The 21,539-nt window shown below is 42.3% G+C and carries 23 protein-coding genes; 21 read left to right on the top strand and 2 right to left on the bottom strand.

Features of this window, described 5'->3' with window-relative positions; all coding sequences use genetic code 11:
* Positions 1–507: 507 nt before the first annotated feature.
* Positions 508–1,560, top strand: coding sequence for a hypothetical protein (locus ACJJIM_RS03060; RefSeq protein ID WP_444912326.1), 1,053 nt, complete (start codon positions 508–510; stop codon positions 1,558–1,560).
* A 511-nt stretch (positions 1,561–2,071) separates the two neighbouring features.
* Here the strand turns inward: ACJJIM_RS03060 and ACJJIM_RS03055 are convergent.
* Positions 2,072–2,299 carry a hypothetical protein gene (locus ACJJIM_RS03055; RefSeq protein ID WP_444912325.1) on the bottom strand — a complete coding sequence of 76 codons (228 nt, stop codon included), beginning with the start codon at positions 2,297–2,299 and terminating at the stop codon, positions 2,072–2,074.
* A gap of 201 nt (positions 2,300–2,500) precedes the next feature.
* Here ACJJIM_RS03055 and ACJJIM_RS03050 point away from each other — a divergent pair, with 201 nt between their 5' ends.
* From ACJJIM_RS03050 to ACJJIM_RS02955, 20 genes are all read left to right on the top strand, one after another.
* Positions 2,501–2,671, top strand: a complete 171-nt coding sequence (locus ACJJIM_RS03050; RefSeq protein ID WP_444912324.1) for an IS3 family transposase — start codon at positions 2,501–2,503, stop codon at positions 2,669–2,671.
* A 44-nt stretch (positions 2,672–2,715) separates the two neighbouring features.
* Positions 2,716–3,123, top strand: coding sequence for a hypothetical protein (locus ACJJIM_RS03045; protein WP_444912323.1), 408 nt, complete (start codon positions 2,716–2,718; stop codon positions 3,121–3,123).
* A gap of 109 nt (positions 3,124–3,232) precedes the next feature.
* Positions 3,233–3,652 carry a hypothetical protein gene (locus ACJJIM_RS03040; protein ID WP_444912322.1) on the top strand — a complete coding sequence of 140 codons (420 nt, stop codon included), beginning with the start codon at positions 3,233–3,235 and terminating at the stop codon, positions 3,650–3,652.
* A 66-nt stretch (positions 3,653–3,718) separates the two neighbouring features.
* Positions 3,719–4,111 carry a hypothetical protein gene (locus ACJJIM_RS03035; protein ID WP_444912321.1) on the top strand — a complete coding sequence of 131 codons (393 nt, stop codon included), beginning with the start codon at positions 3,719–3,721 and terminating at the stop codon, positions 4,109–4,111.
* Positions 4,112–4,158: 47 nt separating this feature from the next.
* Entirely contained in the window at positions 4,159–4,506 is a 348-nt protein-coding gene (locus tag ACJJIM_RS03030) for a hypothetical protein (protein WP_413664748.1), read from the top strand.
* A 390-nt stretch (positions 4,507–4,896) separates the two neighbouring features.
* Positions 4,897–6,042: a hypothetical protein gene (locus ACJJIM_RS03025; protein WP_444912320.1), complete on the top strand. Its 1,146-nt coding sequence runs from the start codon at positions 4,897–4,899 to the stop codon at positions 6,040–6,042.
* 422 nt (positions 6,043–6,464) lie between these two features.
* Positions 6,465–6,800 (top strand): Imm8 family immunity protein, encoded by a 336-nt coding sequence (locus ACJJIM_RS03020; protein ID WP_413664746.1) that lies wholly within the window; start codon positions 6,465–6,467, stop codon positions 6,798–6,800.
* Between the two features lie 817 nt (positions 6,801–7,617).
* On the top strand, positions 7,618–8,385 hold the full coding sequence (locus tag ACJJIM_RS03015; RefSeq protein WP_413664745.1) for a hypothetical protein: 768 nt from the start codon (positions 7,618–7,620) through the stop codon (positions 8,383–8,385).
* Between the two features lie 470 nt (positions 8,386–8,855).
* On the top strand, positions 8,856–9,380 hold the full coding sequence (locus ACJJIM_RS03010) for a hypothetical protein (RefSeq protein WP_444912319.1): 525 nt from the start codon (positions 8,856–8,858) through the stop codon (positions 9,378–9,380).
* Positions 9,381–9,522: 142 nt separating this feature from the next.
* Positions 9,523–9,780, top strand: a complete 258-nt coding sequence (locus tag ACJJIM_RS03005) for a hypothetical protein (RefSeq protein ID WP_413664743.1) — start codon at positions 9,523–9,525, stop codon at positions 9,778–9,780.
* Positions 9,781–9,911: 131 nt separating this feature from the next.
* Complete coding sequence (locus tag ACJJIM_RS03000) at positions 9,912–10,370, top strand: DUF2314 domain-containing protein (RefSeq protein ID WP_413664742.1); 459 nt, start codon at positions 9,912–9,914, stop codon at positions 10,368–10,370.
* A 617-nt stretch (positions 10,371–10,987) separates the two neighbouring features.
* Positions 10,988–11,872, top strand: coding sequence for a hypothetical protein (locus ACJJIM_RS02995; protein ID WP_444912318.1), 885 nt, complete (start codon positions 10,988–10,990; stop codon positions 11,870–11,872).
* 1,399 nt (positions 11,873–13,271) lie between these two features.
* Positions 13,272–13,685, top strand: a complete 414-nt coding sequence (locus ACJJIM_RS02990) for a putative signal transducing protein (protein WP_444912317.1) — start codon at positions 13,272–13,274, stop codon at positions 13,683–13,685.
* Between the two features lie 885 nt (positions 13,686–14,570).
* The gene (locus ACJJIM_RS02985) at positions 14,571–15,251 is read left to right on the top strand and encodes a DUF6629 family protein (protein WP_444912316.1); all 681 of its coding nucleotides are present in this window, start codon (positions 14,571–14,573) and stop codon (positions 15,249–15,251) included.
* A 948-nt stretch (positions 15,252–16,199) separates the two neighbouring features.
* On the top strand, positions 16,200–16,616 hold the full coding sequence (locus tag ACJJIM_RS02980) for a hypothetical protein (RefSeq protein ID WP_444912315.1): 417 nt from the start codon (positions 16,200–16,202) through the stop codon (positions 16,614–16,616).
* A 94-nt stretch (positions 16,617–16,710) separates the two neighbouring features.
* Entirely contained in the window at positions 16,711–17,109 is a 399-nt protein-coding gene (locus tag ACJJIM_RS02975; protein ID WP_444912314.1) for a hypothetical protein, read from the top strand.
* Between the two features lie 145 nt (positions 17,110–17,254).
* A complete protein-coding gene (locus ACJJIM_RS02970) occupies positions 17,255–17,581 on the top strand; it encodes a hypothetical protein (protein ID WP_413664736.1) in 327 nt (108 codons plus the stop codon).
* 163 nt (positions 17,582–17,744) lie between these two features.
* The gene (locus ACJJIM_RS02965; protein ID WP_444912313.1) at positions 17,745–18,056 is read left to right on the top strand and encodes a hypothetical protein; all 312 of its coding nucleotides are present in this window, start codon (positions 17,745–17,747) and stop codon (positions 18,054–18,056) included.
* 48 nt (positions 18,057–18,104) lie between these two features.
* Positions 18,105–18,566, top strand: a complete 462-nt coding sequence (locus ACJJIM_RS02960; RefSeq protein ID WP_444912312.1) for a hypothetical protein — start codon at positions 18,105–18,107, stop codon at positions 18,564–18,566.
* Between the two features lie 127 nt (positions 18,567–18,693).
* Complete coding sequence (locus tag ACJJIM_RS02955) at positions 18,694–19,737, top strand: ABC transporter ATP-binding protein (protein WP_444912311.1); 1,044 nt, start codon at positions 18,694–18,696, stop codon at positions 19,735–19,737.
* 6 nt (positions 19,738–19,743) lie between these two features.
* Here the strand turns inward: ACJJIM_RS02955 and ACJJIM_RS02950 are convergent, their stop codons facing one another.
* Positions 19,744–21,429 (bottom strand): ABC transporter permease, encoded by a 1,686-nt coding sequence (locus tag ACJJIM_RS02950; RefSeq protein WP_444894865.1) that lies wholly within the window; start codon positions 21,427–21,429, stop codon positions 19,744–19,746.
* Between the last annotated feature and the right edge of the window lie 110 nt (positions 21,430–21,539).

Here is a 21,539-nt window from a genome sequence, read left to right as displayed (position 1 = left end):
TAGCGAGAGGCGTTGTGCAATTTTTTCCGGGTTCGATCAACTTTAGATGTATAACAAACACTGGTAGCTTTATTCGATCCCTCAGGCCTCCGAAGGAGACCCAATATTATGTATGTTTATGTGGCTCCCTGTGGTCTCAGTTTCGTAAAAAAAGGGACAGGTAATATTTGGTTGCTCTGCCTCAGTGGCCATCAATCAAAACGCAGAAAACCTCTATTCTATTTATTTATAAAAATTTTTTAAATTTAAGTATTTTATAAATTTTAAATTATTAAGTGCAAGTTCGATTTATTTAAATGGGAATCTACCCACTATCACCTTAAAGCAATTATTATTCGATATCGCATAACGTTATTCATCACCTTCCATACGCAAAAAAACACCATTGATACCCTTCAGTCTGCCTTAGGTTATGAGCCCTTGCTATTTTCATTAGCAAGCTTAGTAAGGATCTTAATTGCTTGATTAAGTAAAACTACAGAATATACTTCATGGGGTGGTTAATTTATGGAAAGGGGCTATAAAAATAGTTTTTTAAACACATCTAATAAGGCACTTATAAAGTGCTTCATTCTCACGTGTATGTGTTTGGCTCTAGGCTGCGATAATAGTGGTTCTGACAGCAATGACACACCCAAGGATACCACAACAGCAAGTGAATCGTTGCTGGCGCAATTTGGCGATGCTCAAGGCCGCTTTAGCGAAGAAACAATGCAGGCGCTATTGGAATATGAGGATACGTCGAAAACATTGGCTCTTGTGCAGCTTATCGCCATTAGTGATGCCTATAGTTTTAGCGACTACGAAAGTTCGATTGAATCAGTATGGTCAAGCGTAGGTGGAAGCACTGTCTTTAGGAGCACAGTAGCTGCAACCATGTTCGCTGAAAGAGAATTTAGCGCGATTCGTATCGCCGAATTTCCGAATGTTAATGCACTATTAGAAGCTATTAATTCAGACAATTTTACAACCGCTATTAATACACTATATGAAGCTTCAACTGGTCAAAGTTGGATATTAGGAATACCTGGGAATCTTCCGTTTGAACCTTCCGGTTCATTCTCTGACCCAAGCCTGGATAATCTTGATGAAGACAAAGCCATTGAACTACTTCTCAATACAGGCGCATTAGATGATAGCGGCGAAGCGGTATCGCTTTACACAAATATCGATGTCATGATCGATATGATTGTCAGTGACTCACCCTCCCCATTTTTTATAATGAACCTCATCGACTTTTATGAAACAGCACAATATTCTGACGGCCGAGAAACAGAACTAACTGGCGAAGAAGCTAATAGCATCTATGGTGAAACCATTGGGTTAATACTCTTTTCTTACAACAGCGGCCCTACCTATTCAATGGATGTTGATATTGTTTTGACTGAAGATACTATCGACTGGGAAAAGATTATGATTGTGCGCTACGCCAGTCGTGATGCCTTTTTAAATACTTTCTTAAACCCTGCCGCACAGGAGGCTTTAGAACATAAAGAAGCTGGATTAGAGAATACTTTTGTTTACGTAACAGAGCTAGCTGAAACCGGCACGGAAAATTAGCTATCCTTTTCAAGGCAGTTAAAACCATAACAGGAAAAGCTACTGGATACTTCGTAACAATACTTCCGGAGGGAAACCTCTCTCCATAGAGTAGATGCCTACTATTTGAGCAGGCTACACACTAGAACCCCCATAGATTGAAAGGCGACACCAGAAATAGTACAGCGCTTCTGTCTTAACGACTATTTCTCCTAGCCTGGTGTACGGCAAGGTGGAGCGCTAAAAAATTATACTTTAGGTTTGAAAATTACGTAACTTTGGCCAAGTCGGAAGGAGTAGCATCGAAAGGCTGGGATGCCGAAAGTAAACGTTGGCACTCCCCTATGCCATGCACCCAGCGTTTATTGAGCTGAATACAGGTTTGCCGTACAGCCTCTGCTAAACCCTCCAGGCTTTCAAAGATCCGCTTGAGATAGAGCCTGTGTTTGGCCGAGATGCCCAGCCGTTCAAGGATAGGCGTCGTCTATTGAGAAATGGCATTTCGCTTTTTGGAGGGGCTAGATGGCGAGTACTACAGTCTACTAGTGCCAAATAGTGATCCAGCAAAAAGGTAGCCCTTTCGGCATATTAAGACACTCGCCGCCCACAACGGGAGTAGGTCTTTAGGTTGCTCACCTGAAGTCATAGTGCGAATACGCTGTTGAATGGATATGTGATCGGAGTCCTCTGGGGTTTTTGCAATATCGGCACGGATAGGATTGAGATCGACATAGACCATGCAGACGGACAATAGATTCATTTAAGTAGCGCATAAACCAGTTGATATCCATTAATAGCTCTCGCCATAGCTCGATCAACTCTTTAAGTTTGCTCTCATCAGTGCAGTTCAGTGAGGCACCCTATATGAAGCGCTGAACCAAATTAGAAGCTTTGAGGAACTCCTGCCTGCGGAGAGTAACCTCAGTATTAGATTAAGTACTGGGATAATGCGGCAATAGAATTGCCTGTTATCAGGCTAAAAGTCGAGTTGGTCTGTGCTAGGACATTTGAAAGCAAAGAAACAGTAAAATCTGAGGTGTTAGAAAACATTGAAATTTTCTACAATAGAGTTCGTATGCACTCTGTATTGGGCTATGTAAGTCCAGCAGAGTATGAGCTTAAATATGTATAGTTAGAATGTCTACTTTTTGTGGGCAAGGCCAACGTAGAGAGAGTATGAACAAAAAACAGCTATTAGATAGAGTGATCCACTCCGATTTTCCTGCCAAGAAAGATTTATTGCAATTACTTTCCAAGGACGCGGTACTTGTTAACTCGAAGGATGACGTTCCGCTAAAAGTAAGATCTTTCCTTGGACCAATTAGAAGTAAGATAAAGGTCATGGAAGAGCGGTATGAAGCTACACACTATATTTGTAAGGCTCTGAGTCAGTCAAAGCATCTTATATCTATGTGGAAGGATATTAACGATCAACCGTGTGATACGATACGCCTAGAAAAAAATCAAGATTTTTACTATTTGGTTTTTTACAATCCAGAAAATATTGACGTGTACGGCGCTATTCAATACGTAAATAGCAAATCTAAAGAAGCTCATATTAGAAGGATCTCGCAAAATTTATAACAACTTGCTATGCACGATCACCCACACTCCGCTCGTTTTGTATTGTACGCTATGCTAGTAAAAAGTGGTTCCATCCCGGTGGCGGCTGAGCAAGGCATCATGGCAACTAGTGAAAGAACGTAAAATGGACAATTACAAAAAAGAAAAAGACATACTTAGGACTCTAGAAAGCAAAGAGAGTTTATGGGGCATGCTAATTGCCACCATTATTGGCTCTATTCCAACTATTGCCATCTTCTATTCTGCTCCAGAATTATTCATATCAGTACTTGGCTGGGTTATTCCTGGAGTAGTATTAGGCGGATTTGTCCGTCTGGCAATAAGTGTTCACAGCTTGAAATTACGCCTAATACCCGCCATTTTAATATTTCTACTTGGGCCCATGCTATTCTATGTAACCATGAATCCGTTTACACTATTCATTGGCTTGATGAACATGTTCATAGTTTTGCTGATAACTAGGCCTAATCTCTCAAAAGAGGAAGAGCGCGCACTTTGGTTGCAGAGGCAAGGGAAGCTCCAGCCATAACAATGCTAGCCAGTATACTACGAGCCATCGGCCTACGCGGGACAATAACCATAAGGTCGTTTTAGATTGAGAATCTATGTATTTTTAATAATTATGTTTTCTGCTCAGGCCGCGCTCGGTTGCTATTGCGTAGAATCTCCACTTAAGGAGAGATATCTGGAGTCTGACTATGTCTACCTTGGCCAGGTTCGCTCTTCTACTCTCGGCGACGATGGTGTCGTCACAAACAAATTAGTTGTACTTGAGAAATTAAAGGGCACTGCAGATACTTTGGTAGTAAAAAACACACTGTTTGCCGATGACATGTGCGCATCCCACATGGTGGTCGGGTACCAATATTTGGTTTTTGGAGAATTTGGCTCAACACCTAAGATTCACTCATGCTCACATACTCGTTTGCTCGGGGACATTGGCAAAGAAGGGTTGGCTCTAGTCCGAGAAATGTCTAGCAAGCAGTAAGCTACTATCGGCTGGGCCTTCGCATGACGTTACTTTTCAAGAGAAATATGAAATATATACCTCAGATTTTAGCTTTCGTAACAGGTATAGCTATTACTGTAGGATCAGGATTATATTTTCTTAAACGAGAAGTCGCTTCACAAGCAGCTTACATGAATGCTTTAGCGATCTACCAGATAATCGATGGGCTCGAAAAAGACAGAATTACAAGAGCTCCGAAAACTGAAGAGTGGTTATGTCATATCGCATTTAGAATGGAGCACAACCTAAAGTCAGTATGGCCTAAAGTGGCAAAAGAATATGTCTTTCCCGCTAAAGCCAAATTGGTATCACATAGGAAAAACGTGGGATTACAAAAGTGTGAGAATCAACAAAGCAATCAAAGCAAGTTATAGCTATGCCGTAAGAAGCCTTCCCCATCGAATAGATGCTTACCTTATTTGCTCTACCTACTAAAGCACATAGCTTCACCGCCTCTGAACGCCCCGCTTCCAGGCTGGGCCTTATAGGATATCTCTGCTCTTCAGCCCACAGCTTTTTGCTTGCAGCTTTCTCTCCACAAGACCTCTCGATGTTACAGTTGCCATTCGCTAGTAATTAGCATTTAATGGACTCATTAAACGGTGATTTTTCTACAGGGGAACTTCACCCCATTAGTCTCCGCCCGTATTGAGAGTACCAAGTGGTAGCAATCCGACATTTATTCCTATACATGTTTTTGCTCTATGTGGTTATGGTTGTGGTAAGCGTTAAGCGATTACGGTTTTGAATAGGATATATATAGAGTGAACTTATTAGATGATATAGAAGTTAGCGTATCTACAACTGGCATATACAAAGGATTCGAAGATCAAATCTTTGACATTGGTGAAGTAAATAAATTAGCTATAGCACTTAAACAAGGAAGAGAGCAAGAGTTAATTGAGTATATTACTAAAAAAATAGCTGAAAAGCCAAGTTATATACTATCTATACTCGATTGGTCACTCGATGCATGCGTCCCTGATATGGGTCACCTATCCCGTTGGATTTTTACGCAAGATAGTTTCTTCCCTATAAATAAGAATTTATTAAACTTCGGACTTCGCCTCTCTGTCGCAAAATGGAGTTCTGATGGAATCAAAAAATTCTTAAGCCTGGGTGCTTGCCCAAATCAAGAAGTAATTCCTGAGAGAAATTTATATGATATCTGTTTGAATAGAAGTCATCACATATATCGTTATCATTTTAGAGATAATGCCGATGTAGTTACTGATGCTATACAAATATTGGATGAATATAATGCGAAGAGATATTTGATTGAGAAATATGAAACAACAATACCATGCTTAAATACCCTAAACTCAATCTCAATCCACGACAGCTGGTGTGAAGTTTTTATTAAGAGCATTATTCATGATGATGATCGCACCCAAAATCTATGGTGCAGTTTATTAAATAAGTGCCTGAATAAGGCAAAGAAACCTAGTAAGAAATGGCTTAAAGATTGTAAAGAACTCGTTGAATCTATAGGTGTAAATTCATTTAGTGAGCGAGCTAAACTCATTTTAAAAGAGTCACACAATAGTAGAAGAACTATGATCTATGGCAAGCCAGAGGGCCTAAGCTCAGACTCCACAAAGGAGTCATTCGACCTATGGAAAATAACAGAAAGTAGTAGTTATATTCTTAAAAGTCTTATGTGGCTTCTGATGCACATTAATACCAAAGACAGTATCGAAACTGTTTTTGAAACTTGTAAAGTAATGTATCAAACACATTATCTTCTGGGTATAAGAGACATAAAATTAGCTGGCGCCTGCTTTTCATCTCTATTAGATTCAGAAAAAGGATTAACATTGGCCCAATCTTTATTTGACGAAGCAACACACAAACCAACGATTAACAAAATGAAAATACTTTTTAACGCAAATAAAAAAATAGCTGGGTAGTATGCTTCAATCCGGTAGCCTGTAGTTTCTATCTACCGGCTCCCACACCATCCATAGTGCGGATCCACAATGAGTGCCTTCCAGGCCCCAATAAATTTTTCCTCAACAATCACTACTGTGTTCCATCACTTCTCTCTATTCTCATGATGGCGGATATCCGATTGGGCCGACTTATGACTCAACTGACATGCTGATAGGGGCATAGCTAAACGGTTTACTCCAGGTAAGGGTGTGAATTTTCACTACACAACTGAATCATTTACTTTGCCCATTGATTCACATCGCATCCGTTTCCTTAGCCACACCTCCTACAAGAACTCGCGATATTGCAGTTGCCACTTGCTAGTAGATAGCATTTAATGGGGCCCATTAGACGGTGGTCTCGCCACAAGAGACTTTCGCCCCAACCTTTAAGAGAAATGATGAAAGCCACCATCAACAGCTATGATTGTGTTGACCATGATCCAATTGACCAGTGGGTGCCAAATGACCCATATGATGTGGATATATGGGTTAATTTTAGAATTGGGCCTGATACCGAAAGCGGGGATAACTTTCAAGTTCATATCGTTACACCAAACAACCTCCACGGCAAAGGTTCTACCAAATACGCCATCATTCTTTATGAATACAGTTGGAAGAAGGTGCTTCGCACGGTAGAGTCAATGCTTGAACAATGTCAATGTACAAGCTGGATAGGTATTAGCAGGCAATTGGCTAATCTTATGCACTGGGAATATGAAAATTACAAGCCATAAGTAAGGGCTTAGCCGTGTTACTGCATAACATAGCAGTGCATCATTTCCCACTACGTGGACAGGGTATCCATTTCACAGCTCCACTACTAAATAACAGCAGATGCTTACCGTACTAGGTTTTCAAATGTATCAAGAAAGTCATTCGCTATTAAGGAAAGTAATTTTCGATTGTGTGTTCCTAGCACTCAATTCAGTTTTACTTCTCTGTGGCTCACTACTCTCAATGAATTTCTACCCGGCGACAGCCTCAAGCAGGCCTTAACCATGTCCAGGGTAATAATCTCAGCATTAGGCTATTAGGCCATCAGCCAACGTCTGATTAATCACCTTGATCATAACTGACCTAGGCGCTGTTATGTTCCAGCACTTTTTTTATCCCTTCGATGGTGGCTAGTGGGTTGGGCCTATTTATGTAATCAGCAGTGACAACTTAATTGCAACAAGCTAAGCATAAATTCCTAGATAAGAGCGTGAACTTTCACTACACAACTACATCATTTACTTTACCCATTTTATCACTTGGCTTCGCTGTCTTTGGCCACCTCGCCTCACGGCTAAGCTCTGTATGACATTCTCTTTCGTCACTTCATAACTTTGCTAGAGACTTCCTTCCCATAAGACCTCACGGTGTTTCAGTTGCCATTCGCTATTAGTTGGCATTTAATACCCTCCTTAAATGGTGATCTTTCTACAACGGACTTTCACCTCATTAGTCCGTACCCATACGGCAGTACCAAGACAGCATACTGTGTGCCCTCGGCCCCGGACAGCTTACGCTTTGCTACGGGTTACTCAGGCGTTAAATGCTAAGGAAACTATGAATATTACATTACGCTCAACCGGGTTATTTGGAATTCTATTTTTTGGAATTCTATTCTCTATTACATTCTTGTCGCCTGAGAGCATAGAAGAATCAGCAAAAGGATTTGTAAAATACCAAATAGAGAAGGAGGTTCGAGAAAAACAGCATCTTGTAAGCGAATCTACAGTTGCAAATCAAGCGCTGAGCATTGCTAATAGACTTGGACTGGAGTCGGAAAAAATTAAAGAAGACTTAGATAACAATCTACCGCAAAAAATAGCAAGTGTAATTGCCTCTATGTGTGGTTATGACTGTGAAAGACAAAAGACTTTGGCTCAGTCTATCACAGCAGGCTACCTCGATCGCCTTAAGAGCATTAAAGTTGCGCAACATACACTCGGCGATCTTATTAAGGGAAAGTACCTTGAGATAGTGGGAAATTTAAAACTTGACCTTCGTATATTCCTTGGGTCAAATTTTCTAATGTTTCTTATCCTCTTGGCCGTATCTTTCGTCAAACCAAAAGCAATAGCTCACTTGTTCTTACCTGCAGTGCTTTTGTTTGTTGCTACCATCATATCTTCCGCCATATACACATATGGTCAAGATTGGTTTTATACCATCTTATACAATGACTATATGGGTTTTGGATACCTGGCCTATATCTCTGTCATTTTTGGCTTGCTGGTTGACATCGCACTTAATAAGGCACGAGTCACAACTGAGCTAATAAATGGTATAGCAAACGCCTTGGGCTCGGCGCTTTCAGTACTTCCGTGCTAAAAATGTATTAAAATCGGGCAGCCGGCAGTTTCCAGCTTCTGGCTACCCACTATCTATCGTTCGGCTCTATAGTGTGCGATTCTCTATCCACAATGCATTCCGACTCGCAGACAATTATCTGTTTTGGGATAAACAGGCATCCCCCCGAGTAAACCATGCATCCATGCGTTTATCCAACCCAGAACAGACTAAACGTTTGAATTGGCTTTTAGAATTTCTGATTTAGGTAGAACTGGAGATTATATGCCTAATCTGCTTGAACGTATTTTTGATAAAAGACTAAAAGGCCTGAAAAGCTTTTATATTACTGAGTGTTTAGGGACCGCTCATACACAAGGAATAGTAGCCAAATCGCTGTAATCGTACTTAACACCATCGCTACAATTTAGATATAACCCACTGATTCTTAATGGTTTTTGAGTGCTTTTATGGTAGATTGCCCCTTGAATAGTATAAAGCGGTAGTAAAATATGAAAAGTAAATTTTTGCTTTGTGGTTTAGCTGTTTTAGCTTTGCCTTTTGTTTTTCATCAGAAAATAATTGAATTTACCTTTGTAAATCCGTATGCAGAGTGGGCTGAAAAAATTGATACTGAAGGCCTTCAAGTTGGTCACCCTCTAGATCAGAAGCACCTTGATATTGCGAAAGAGATAGGCATTAAGAACCCTGAAAAAATAAGACTGGTTTATGTGGATGAAGTGCCATTTCCACGTGAGAATTCACTTCTAAAGTTTATTGGCGAGAAAGCCGGACTTATAGGCGACGGAGTTGTGAATAACGCACAAGTATTTGGTTATTCTATATACATAAGAAAGGGATTCCAGATGGATACTCCGGAGTTAGCACATGAGCTTGTTCATGTTTTGCAAGTAGAGCGAGCTAGCTTTAAGGACGTCCTTTCTGGTCATTTGTTAGGTGTGTTAGAGCATGGGTATGAGGATTCCCCAATTGAAGCCGAAGCATTTAAAGCAAATGTTAAATACAGAGAATACTAGTAAGAAATTATAGAAAGTTAATCCAGTGGATGCTTTGAGGTCCACTTTGTTTTGGGCGGGAATTTCTAGCGTAGCCAAAACTACGCTACCGTCCAATGAGCCGCTAAGCAATGCATTTTACGTATCAACAAGGAAGGTAATTATGGATGAGTTAATTGGGGAGATAGGTAGGGGATTTCTCCGAGGTATAGGATATATCTTAGCGGAAATATTCTTCGGCACCATCTGCTACTGGACTGGCTGGCCCATCTGTAAACTAATCACTCTCGGCCGCTACCCTTCACCAAAACAAACTGTCTATCTAGATAGTTATAACGGCAATAGTCACGGTTTTTGGTGTAGTGCCACCGGCCTTGTTGCAATAGTTATAGCGGGCTTATTTGCTGCTAGACAGTTTTAACACGTAAAAAATACATAACAAACAATAGCGCGTACACTCTTAAAAAATACTGAGTTGGACTGCCTACGTACTACTTCGCCCTGCTTTGGTCGCTGATATACTGGGCGCAAATAGGCAAGGAAAAATCGATAATGATCGAACCGTTATTCAAAATCACGCATAATCAAGATCAAGAAATGCTTAAGGCATTCGCTCAAGCATCGAACACTATTGCTGATTTCATCGATCTTGTGAAATCCGGTCCTAAAGCCATTTACGCAGCAAAGCTAAGGTTTAGATATCTGGATTTATCTGAAAAGCTTGGAGAAGACCGGTTTCTATACCTTTGGCTGTCAAATGTATATTTCCATGTCGAAGAAAACTTCCTTTCAGGAGTATTCTTCGAAGTCCCAGAAGAGCTTACAAAGTGGCATCAAGTAGGTGAGCGACTTGGTTTCGGTCCAGAAGATGTATTTGATTGGATAGTGATTGAAAACGGGCATGTAAAAGGTGCTTACACCTTGCGGGTAACAAGAGAGCAGCTTGGTTCGGAAAGAGAAAAACAGGAATATGACTCATATATTGGAATTTCATCATATGAGCCAATTTAGAAGGCAAGGGCCTAACTAGCGAATGTCGTTCGTTGCTATCGCGACCAGACAGCTTACGTCACACTCCAGCCGCAGCAAATTCTAACTTCATATCGGCCACCCAGTAATGAATCGTTAAACAACTAGCCATATTCGCCCAACGATTTCTCAGGACCTGATTTTTTTAGCTGGTGGTCGATTTACACCGATATGGCAGAGTTGAGTTTGGTGTGTTTAAAGCTTGGTGCTGGCGCTACAACATCCATAGTGGGTACTCTCGGCACAGCAGCGAGAGGCGACCTTATACCCTTGATGGCGGCACTATGCGATGCTCCAGACTAAAGATTTCAGTCTCGTAAGCGCTTCAATCTAGTATCCTTCTTTCAAGGACAGCTGGTTGGTACGGATTCCCACGATCTTACTGCCCTAGATATTTGAAAGCTGACCAGTCTACAGTGCCCAGCTGCCGGTCTTTACTTTTGCCAAGTGTGTTGGTTTTTGTGCACTTTAGATTTAAAAGTTTGGTGCCGTCAGCTCAAAATCATTTAAAAATCATAAGTACTTCAGGTGTTTTCATCTTGAACTGATTAAATTGTCCGCAGTTCATTTATTCGTTGATGTAAAAACAAGGACAAGCTGTGAAGCATTTTTGTAGTTTTATCATACTCCTGATCTCTCTTCTTGCGGTGAGTAGCCACGGTTGTAGCCAAGAAGCACTTCCCCTGCTGGAAGGCCCCTACCTTGGGCAAACACCACCGGGACTAACACCCCAAATATTCGCGCCGGGCTATGTCGCAACCCGGCATCGTGACTATAGCGGCTCTTTCACACCAGATATGACCGAGTTTTACTTTAGCCGAATGGATGTCGACACTGAAAAGTGGTTGCTCATTCGTTTCAAGCAGATAGGTAACCAGTGGCACGAATCCGTTGTTGGCCCAAGGGTCGGCCGCCCTCTACTCGCCCCAGATGGCAAAACCATGCACTTGGGGAACAAGTACATGGTGCGTACCGAATCAGGCTGGTCAGATATTAAAAGTATGGGGACGATGTTCGACCGCAAAGATTGGGGCATCATGCGTCTGACGTCTTCAGCTGATGGCACCATAGTATTTGACGACTACAAAAGCGATGACGTGCTACGTATTTCAACCGTTAGAAACGGCAAGCGGCAGCCACCTGTATTATTAGGGCCGCATATCAACTCTGGTAAGTGGACAGCCCACCCCTTCATTGCCGCCGATGGCTCTTACCTCATCTGGGACAGCGAAAAAGACGACGGTTACGGTGACAAAGATCTCTACATCAGTTTCCGCCAACAAGATGGTTCCTGGGGTAAGGCAATAAACCTGGGAGATACCATAAACACCGCCGGCAATGAGGCCAGCGCGTATGTGTCACCAGACGGTAAGTATCTGTTCTTCAATCACAACCCCATTAAGAGAGAAGATGATGTCGATCCTGAGGGCGATATCTATTGGGTAGATGCCCAAATCATCGAAAAACACAGACCCAAATTCTAATCCGCGCAATACAAAGATACAGCCAGCCTAAATCGGGTAGCCGGTAGTTTCAAACTACCGGCTCCAACACTACTCTCTTATGAGTCAGCGGCCACACTGATAGCTTTATAGTAGCTCGCTATATAAGAATATGAACTTTCACAATACAACCTCCGCATTCACGATCATATAGTTTTGGTGTCCCTTACCACCTCACCTACAGGTCAAGCCTTATATCGTTTTCTGTTCGTCAGCTCGTTACTTTTATAGGGTGTCTTTCCCTCAGAATCTCGCCGTCTTTTGGTTGCCATTCTTTAGTAGTTGGCATTTAATGGGAGTCATAAACGACGGTCTTGCTAAAGGGGATTTCATTCCATTAATCCAAGCTCAGCCAGAGGAAATTCCACTTCTCTGCGGCCACTGCTGGCGGGTATTATTCCGTTCTGTGGAGTATCAGATTTTGAAGAGAAGATATTGCTTACTAGTTACCGCTGTATTGCTGACTATTGGTGTTAGAAAGGCTTCTTTGGGGTGATGCCGAATGTGATGATCAAGAACCAAAGTGGAATATAGGTAGACTCGGCAGTTGTTCAGCTTCCAAGCAATAGACTTAGGTTTGGTGCTGTAGCACCAGATGAGTCCCGGACAATTTACTGGTCATTGAGCAAAATAATGGAAGCTACAAATACACAATTGCTTTGAACTCTGGTGTAAATTTGTCTGGGGAATGTGGTTACTTCACTGCGAGTGAGTTTTTCACCAACTTCGTATTTGTTGTTGGGGTGGCAAACGATGTGTCCAGTTCAAGCTGAGCGGCATTACAATCAAATGAACCAGGCATTCGTTGCTACGGTCCTTACGGTGGCAGGTACGATAAAGCTCTGGAGCCGCTGCACTTGCCCATTATATAGACGCTATGCTTCATCATAATTGGAACTAATTTTTATGCTCTTTAAGGGATCGTGTAAATGTAACCGTTGGCATATTGAAGTTCAGTTAGCAAAGCCGATCGAAGCTTTGAATCCGCGCATTTGCGATTGCAGTTATTGCCAAGCCAATCCTTCCCCAATTATAAGTGACCCAACTATGTCTGCGGTTTTCATTGGCGATGGAATTTCAACTAATCAAAATGGAGATCAGCTTGCAGTTTTCTACCATTGCAAAGGTTGTAATCAACTGCTAGCCGTAGGCTGCAATATAAATAGCCAGCTTCGCGGAGCAGTAAATCTCAACTTATTGAAAGGTGTAGATCAACTTGGCGACCCTATTCAAGTTCAGCCAAGGCTATTGAGCCCTGATCAAAAGCTAGAACGGTGGGGTAAGTTGTGGGGTTTCCTTAGTGGGCTATAAAAACATAACACGTCTAAATTTTCAGACACTTCGCTCCGCATCTCAAGACGTTAAGCGCTAAGGTGATCACTTGCTAGTAACCGTTGCTAGATTCTCATTTCCATATGAAGCGCAGATTGCAAAAGCACGACTTGAGTCTGAAGGAATACACGCTTTCATTGCAGATGAGCACACCGTCAATATGCAGTGGCTATATTCTAATGCTATGGGTGGAATCAGGCTTCAAGTGTCGGAAAGAGACCTTGATGAAGCCAATAAAATACTAAATCAAGACCGTTCCATTCTTGTAGACCAAGAATTAGGGCATGATGAAGAAAGAGTATGCGAGTCCTGCTCATCACGAAATGTCGAGCCGTTTACCAAGGGGAAAAAGCCCGCATTTTTGGTTTTCCTACTTTTGGGGATGCCTTTATTTTTCTATCAACATGGAGTTAAGTGCAAGGACTGCGGCCACTTCCAAAAGCTTGATAATCAGCGATCATAAAATAATGACCCATTAATGTTGAACACGACGTCAATGCCCCGCCCCATACTCTTTGTTAAAAGCCTATTGATTTGAATATGTGTTTTAGACTAAACAAATAAGGTATATCCATTCGGCCAAGCCGCTGATTTAGACATTGGCTGCCTCATTTACAATCAACGCGAACAAGACAACATCATTTTAAACACCCCAATCATTCTTATATGGCCGATCATCTGAAAAAATAAGGAATTAAATGGACGTGATTGCCAGCCCTATCCGCAATGTCCAAAGTGAGTCGTAAAGTATGGCAAGGATACCGAGGGCTATGGAATTGAAAACCTATGACTGTCAGTTCTAGTTTACGGTAGATAGGCTTATTCGTGGCACACATCTGAAATCTAAGATGTCTTGAGTAAAAGGCAATTACTCTGGTATCAACGATTTAATAGCGATCTCTGATAAATGTGCTCATCGTAAATGACCGGTGAGTATCGCTAGGATTAATACCCCCAATGTATTTAATTTAAAGGACGTATTAAGACTGTTAAGCGTAAATGCCAATCCCAAGAAGCAAAAGTGAGACCCACTTTGATTAGCTGAATAGATAATGCAACCACCACAGCAACATTACACTTGCTTATTTAACCCTTTCGGCATAGATTCTACGCATATAGGTATCGACCTCCATAAGTAAACTCAATATAGCTTTATTAGTCTTTTCAGCTTAACTCATAAGATGAATTGAAAGCATTGAAGTAGATTTAGTCTTCACAGATAAATTAAGTAGCTTAGTACAAATTAGCGAAGTCAACTGATTTTCTTGATTAAGGGTATTGTTATGTTGCGTATCAAGTTATAAGACCTTGCTTTTAATTAGAATATCTTACATATAGAGAAATCATTATGTGTTTTTCAGCCACGGCATCGTTCGGATCAGCAGCTCTGCTTATTGTCGGTGGTGCTTTGTGTACAACACATGCTATGAAAAATGATAAAACCTATTTATTACTCGCAGTTACCCCCCTCCTTTTTGCGTTACAGCAAGCAAGCGAAGGGGTAGTATGGATTGGATACAACGAAAATTTAGTGTCATTGACGGCAGCGTCTTCTATTTTTTACTTATTTTTTGCTCTATTTTTTTGGCTTGTCTGGATACCAACCGTTGCCTTTAGTCTTGAGACAAAAAAATGGAAAAGAATTTTCTTTATTACATTAATAATCATAGGTTTTATTTTTGGCTTATATCTTTGGGTACCGATCCTATTAGAAACAGGGCCAAGACACTTGATAAAAACGAGTGTATGCGGACATAGTTTATGCTATATCACTTCCGATTACAGCTTGTTCGCCATTACAACTGGACATATTATTTATTCTTTACTCGGATTTTTATTTTTATTGTCGAGCAATATGGTTTTTAGGAAGTTTTGGGCGCTTGTCATGGCACTCGGTGTTATCGTCTACTTTACCCAGCGTGAAACATGGGTATCAACCTGGTGTTTCTTTGCTGCAATATCAACTTTATGGATATATTTTCTATTGCGAAATAATCATAAAGCAAACATAACAAAACAAGCCTCATGATTACCACACAAAGCCAATATTAGTCACGACATTAGGAGAGATACAATTTTTCCATAGTTAGCAGTTATTATTGAATATATTCATATTGAATATCTATAAATGAAAACTTAAGAACCAATTTAAGTTTTCTTCTCAGAGAGTAATCCACCCAAACTCTAAACTAGCACTAATTCCAACGGACAAACATCAACTATCTATTTTCAAACTGCCTACCAAATCCCTATCCTCTTTTGGCATACTTAACCTCTGGGTCTTCAATAGCTCCGCAGGGATTGCAGATGCTAATTAATCTATAGTCACCCCTGCCGTTATTCAGAGGTCCGCGTAGGAATATGGGAAAATAATCTGAAGGTGAAAGAGTTACAGTTTGATATATAGAATGGGATAGCAGCCAAACTGATAGTTATTATATTCTTTACAACCGAGCTAGATAGATTCATCTCTATTACTTTAAAACAATGTTTTTGTTTAGCAGAGCGATTACTCCTGAGGTAGCAATTAAGATAATGGTGGTATCGTAAGGACAATCTTTTTATCGGAGATAAATTAGCCCCTTCGAGATCAATGATCGCACTCTTGTGACACTCTGTGAGACCCAAAGGTTGGTAGTAGCGAGTACAAAAACTTAGTTTTCTCTTTGTTCCGAGATAAATCATTGACTAATGACAATCTATCCGCTCAGCAACCTGAGAACTTGAAATATTTTATTTTCTTATCACAGAAAGGAGATATTTTTTCTCCCTTGTGATCCGATAACATTTCATGTACGCAATCACTCCTGAGTGAGAGCAAAAACATCTGAAATTAAGAGGCATCTCTTTATTTTTGGAGTATGTCACATTTGGTTTGTGAATTTTGAAGATAAAATAGGCTATAATTTTCACCACTTTGTAGCAGAATACTCCTACTGCTCCAAATATGGATATGTTCTTAGCTAGGATAGATAAATTGAAAGTAGCATTTAAAAGTTTAGTTGGTATATTCGTTGGATTTATTGTTGCGCTAGTTACAATAATGGTTCTCTCATTCTTTAGTATTTTTATATTCTCTTACCTTATTGTTGATAAGGCCCCAATGGATATACTGATGACCTCAGTTGAGCCTTTGGTATATTCATTGTTCACAATATTTGTTGGTATTGTTATTGGTATTTACTTGTCGGCTCAAATATCGGGAAGTCCAAATATAGTAAATGCGATATTAGTCGCAGCCATGTATGGTAGTTTTATGTACTATATTGGCCAATCTCCATCGAATCTAGATAAAGAGTACCCCATTTGGTATGAAATAGCATCGAATATAGTTTTGGTACCTTCGTTCATAGCAGGGTACTTTCTTACTCTAAAAGCAAAATCAAATACCTGATGAGGCGGGTTATGCCCAACCAATTCACTTCCTTGCCGCCCTGTACGTTAGTACGCCCTCGTATTAGTGCACTCGTACTATTTTGTGCATCGAAATGAAATATCGAAAAGCTGAAATAGAAAGACTCAACTTAAGTGTTCGATGGCTTAATTCTAAGAATGCCAAAAATGCTTACGATTTTACAGCCAAATACTGTGCGACCGACTTCTATGGGCTAAATAGTGAAGTCGTTGAATCAATTTTTAGACTTAAGATTGAGAGTAATACCATTACAGACGCTTGGCTAAAGAGTAATTTCAACACTGAGGGAACAGTTCAGGTGGTATTTAGCGAGAATGAAGTTTTTATTCTAGCAACCAGTATCTTCCTTGATGCTTGGCAGGATATATTTATGCCTGCCAGAGATGATGCAATAGTTCTGCACAATGATTCAAACAAAATTTTATTCTATTCTCATGAGCATGTACTTGAGATAGGACAAAGGGAAATATAATAGAAAGCTATATTGCAGCACCTAGTCACTTCGCGTTAAATATTTGGTCAAGTTTAATGCTGTATATAATTAGGCGGGGAACCAACCTCAAGGCCATATAAATCAAACCTGAAAACTGGAAACCTTAAACTAAAAGGAATATAAAATGAAGAAAATTGTACTAGCAATTATTATTGCTTCAACTTCACAAGTTACCAATGCCTACGAGGCAAATGAACTTAATGGTGCTTGGTGCTTTTACGAACAAGAAGCAGCAGGAAATGTCGCCGCTGAAAATGTCACAATTACTTTCAAGAAAGATGGCTCCTATAAGTGGGTCGATAGTTTTTGGAAGCAGGATGGCACTTGGTCTGTTGAAGACGACAAGCTGATAATGTCAAATGTTGGGACACATAAACTTTTATCAGTTACCCCAAGCAAAGTTGAAATGGTTCGCGGAAGTACAATGAGAATGCGTAAAGGTCCATGCTAATAGAAAATCAATAGGGTCGCCTTATAGCTTGCACGCGGATTTTAAATGCGGTCAGCGTGCCAACTACACTGGGCTTTGATTATCAGAAGCCCAGCATTTAGCTCGCTACTATGGTATATTGCTGGTAATCCTATACAGGCCAACACCTACCAGTAATAATTTTATGAAACTCGAATTTATTTTACCGAACATGAAGAGTTTATTTTTTATACTGTCCGTTTTATTTATTTCCGGGTGTGCCTCAACCCCAAACATATATGAAAGAAACGCGAAAGCTAACGAACTTGAAGCTCAAGCAGAGGAAGCTAGGGTCCGCAATAACTATTCTATGGCTACACAACTAGACAGAAAGGCCGAGAACCTAAGAGAAAAAGACATTATCAACAAAGAGGATATCGTTGCAGATATTTTCTCCGGGCTTTTTCGGCGATTGCTGGGGGGAAGTTCCAAGAGTGACAAAAATGCTTGGCAATAAAGCAACGCACTAGTACATATCGTTGTCAGTAAGCGCTAGGCAGTTCACTTGATAAAGTACCTACCTGTATTAATTTTTGCTATTTCACCTGCTATAGCGTATACAACTCAAGATCTCTATGCCGAGATTCTAAACACAAGAGTAAGCGGAAGTTTAATTAGCCCCTTCAAAGAATTTTCGCTGCAAATTTCCCTCACACCAGATGATGATTCCGTTAGTTATATCGACCTCAGTATTGATGAACGACCCGTGAAGATATCCCTCCCTGAAAAATTTAATGTAAGAAATGTATCGTTATCTTCTCTCGAGATCACTCATAGTCCGATACATGCACCAAATGCGGGGGCTGATGGTATAATCGGAGTTGGGCCGGCTTATCTTAAAATCAAATATCGTTACTATTCAGCTGAGCACTGTGAATCTGGAACAGGCGAGATTTCAATATCCACGAGAATGGATACCTTAGTATACGAGGTTGATGGCGAGTGTTTAGATAATTCACTCGTCTAAAAAACATCCAACACTACTGCACAGCTAAAAGTATACTTCACTCTGGACTGGCTACCGGTTAGTGTAGTGATAACTATGAACCCGAAAGCTGCCCTAATCGTTTACAGGCCAAACTACCGGAAGACCCGTGCTCCCTATACTCTCTATAGAAAACCTGCAATGCCGCTACGGTGAGCAGGTAGTTATCGAATCGGTTTCCTTTGCTTTACAAGCGGGAGAAATTGCCTGTTTGTTGGGCCCTAGCGGCTGCGGTAAGACAACTCTGCTACATGCCATTGCCGGCTTCCAGCCAATCGCTGAGGGGAATATTCAGCTATCTGGAGAAGTAATCTCTTCTCCTGAATTACAGATTCCCGCAGAGCAACGGAATATTGGGGTGGTATTTCAGGACTACGCCCTCTTCCCACATCTTACCGTTGAACAGAATATTGCCTTCGGTATCCAGTCAATGCCGAAAAGCAAGCGGCAATCCCGCACCCAGTCTTTGCTAAAGTTAGTGCGTCTGGAAGGCTTCGGGCAACAGTATCCACATCAGCTCTCTGGCGGTCAGCAGCAGCGTGTCGCTCTGGCTCGGGCACTGGCACCGCGCCCCAAGCTGTTACTCCTGGATGAACCCTTCTCCAACCTGGATACCGAGTTGCGCCGCAGTCTCGCCGCCGAAGTCCGCCATATACTGCGCGAAGAGAAGATCCCTGCAATTATTGTTACCCACGACCGCCATGAGGCTTTTATTGCCGGAGATAAGCTGGGAGTACTCAGCCAGGGACAATTACAGCAGTGGGACAGCCCTCAAGACACTTATCAAACACCTAGAAACTTGGCAGTTGCAAGGATTGTTAGTGAAGGGAATATCATTTCCGGTACTGTTGTGGGCAATGACCTGATTAGCACCCCTCTGGGGGAAGTGAAGGTGCCAACAGCTGCATACGAAAGTGGAGATCAGCTCGAACTGTTTGTGCGCAGTGAGGATATTGCCGCAGGCGAACATCCCGGTGCTGTGATGGCTCAGGTTGTGGAAAAGAATTTTCTCGGCAACCAGGTGAGCTATCGCTTTCAGCTAGCCGCAGGGGAAACTGTCGAGGCCGCTTTGAATGCAGATGTTCAAGCGGCTCCCGGTGATAAACTTCCCCTGCACCTTTCCTCTGCTCTGGTGTTTGACCAGGCCCGATAAAAGCTATCAGGACAGGGCGGGCGCTTCTGAGTCCGCCACGGCTGTGCGCTCCTCACCTCTGCGCCAACCAATGGAACGGCTTAGTAAAATCACCGGTATCAACCCCACCAGGACAATCAATAAAGCCCCCAGGGCCGAGCGTTCCAGCATCTCATCGGAAGCGAACTGGTAAACATAAGTCGCCAGGGTGTCAAAGCCGAAGGGGCGCAGTAGCAAAGTCGCCGGCAGTTCTTTCATACAATCCACAAAGACCACCAAGCCCCCCGTTAGTAGGCCTGTACGCACCAAAGGTAGATGTACAGCCCACAGGGTTTGCCAGCTATTGCGCCCCAGGGAGCGGGCAGCGCGATCCATTGAAGGGGTTACTTTCTCCAGGCTGGATTCTATGGCCCCTGTGGACACTGCCAGGAAGCGCACTGTGTAGGCAAAAATAATGGCGAAAATACTGCCGCTTAACAGCAGCCCTATGGAGATATCAAAGTGTTCACGTAAAAAACCATCCACCGCATTATCAAAAGCGGCCAGGGGAATCAGGACACCAATCGCCAGTACTGCCCCGGGCATTGCATAACCCAGCTTGGAAAAGCCGACCAAGACCCGTACGGATCTTTTGGGTTGCAGTCGCTTACCGTAAGCCAACAGCAGGCCCAGCAGTACAGAGACCAGTGCCGCTGCGATTGACAGTAACAAGCTATTGCTGGCGATCTGTATAAAATCTTCGCTCCAATAACTGGAGAAGTTGCTGAGTGCGTAACCTCCCAGAACCAGCAAGGGAATAATAAAACCGGCCACCAACAGTAACCCGCAGAACAATAGGGCTACACCGGATCGCCAGCCGCGCAAATCATAGCGTTCACGCTGGGAATTTGGCGATTGTACAAAGTGCTTCTGTCTCGCCCGCCCCATTCGCTCCAGCGTAATTAACAGAACAACAAAAATCAGAGTGCTACAGGCAATTTGCGCCGCGCCTCCTAAATTGCCGTGGCTCAACCAGGTATCGTAAATTCCGACACTCAAGGTGCGTACGGCAAAGAAGTCCACTGTGCCGAAATCATTCAGGGTTTCCATCAATACCAGTGATAAACCCACCGCAATTGCCGGGCGTGCCATTGGCAGGGATACGCGCAAGAAGCTCTGCCAGGGCGTACAGCCCAATGACCGGCTCGCGGCACGTATACTGCCGCACTGCTCGATAAAGGCTGCTCGCGCAAGCATATAGACATAAGGGAAGAGCACCAGTGACAGCATGGCAATCGCCCCACCCATGCTGCGGATCTCCGGGAACCAGTAATCCCTGGCTGTCTGCCAACCAAACCAGGCGCGCAGGGACTTTTGCACAGGGCCCGCATATTCCAGCAAGTCCGTGTAAACGTAGGCAATCACATAGGCGGGAACAGCAAACGGCAATAACAGCCCCCACTCAAACAAACGACGCCCGGGAAACTGGCACATGCTCACCAGCCAGGCACTGCCCACGCCTGTTATCAGCGTTACCAAACCGACACCGCCAGCCAGAATCAATGTGGAGGACACATAGTGAAACAACACCGTGTCCACCAGGTGCGGCCAGATATTTTCTTCAGGGAAAAATGCCAACCAAAAAATGGATAGCACTGGCAGAGCTACCAGTAGGGAAATAGTAGCTACCAGTAGCAGCCAGCGGGAAGCTGATAAGTTGGCTCGGTTTAGCATGGATTAAGGAATCAAAAGCTCATTATAAAAGAACGGCCCTGGTCTCTCGACAGGGCCGTTCGAATAAGGCTGAGATAGTGCTGCCAGTTTATTCTGCAGCAATTCCCATT

Source organism: Microbulbifer maximicatervae (SeqCode) (genome assembly GCF_052467615.1).
Note: the sequence above shows the minus strand (reverse complement) of the source record. Positions and strands in the feature narration are given on the sequence as shown.

Bases quoted from the DNA above. Each gene is read 5' to 3' on its own strand.
- ACJJIM_RS02950 (WP_444894865.1), bottom strand. From the start codon at position 21,429: ATGCTAAACCGAGCCAACTTATCAGCTTCCCGCTGGCTGCTACTGGTA.
- ACJJIM_RS03055 (WP_444912325.1), bottom strand. From the start codon at position 2,299: ATGAATCTATTGTCCGTCTGCATGGTCTATGTCGATCTCAATCCTATC.
- ACJJIM_RS03000 (WP_413664742.1), top strand. From the start codon at position 9,912: ATGATCGAACCGTTATTCAAAATCACGCATAATCAAGATCAAGAAATG.
- ACJJIM_RS03005 (WP_413664743.1), top strand. From the start codon at position 9,523: ATGGATGAGTTAATTGGGGAGATAGGTAGGGGATTTCTCCGAGGTATA.
- ACJJIM_RS03020 (WP_413664746.1), top strand. From the start codon at position 6,465: ATGAAAGCCACCATCAACAGCTATGATTGTGTTGACCATGATCCAATT.
- ACJJIM_RS03010 (WP_444912319.1), top strand. From the start codon at position 8,856: ATGAAAAGTAAATTTTTGCTTTGTGGTTTAGCTGTTTTAGCTTTGCCT.
- ACJJIM_RS02975 (WP_444912314.1), top strand. From the start codon at position 16,711: ATGAAATATCGAAAAGCTGAAATAGAAAGACTCAACTTAAGTGTTCGA.
- ACJJIM_RS03030 (WP_413664748.1), top strand. From the start codon at position 4,159: ATGAAATATATACCTCAGATTTTAGCTTTCGTAACAGGTATAGCTATT.
- ACJJIM_RS03015 (WP_413664745.1), top strand. From the start codon at position 7,618: ATGAATATTACATTACGCTCAACCGGGTTATTTGGAATTCTATTTTTT.
- ACJJIM_RS02985 (WP_444912316.1), top strand. From the start codon at position 14,571: ATGTGTTTTTCAGCCACGGCATCGTTCGGATCAGCAGCTCTGCTTATT.
- ACJJIM_RS02970 (WP_413664736.1), top strand. From the start codon at position 17,255: ATGAAGAAAATTGTACTAGCAATTATTATTGCTTCAACTTCACAAGTT.
- ACJJIM_RS03060 (WP_444912326.1), top strand. From the start codon at position 508: ATGGAAAGGGGCTATAAAAATAGTTTTTTAAACACATCTAATAAGGCA.
- ACJJIM_RS03045 (WP_444912323.1), top strand. From the start codon at position 2,716: ATGAACAAAAAACAGCTATTAGATAGAGTGATCCACTCCGATTTTCCT.
- ACJJIM_RS02965 (WP_444912313.1), top strand. From the start codon at position 17,745: ATGAAACTCGAATTTATTTTACCGAACATGAAGAGTTTATTTTTTATA.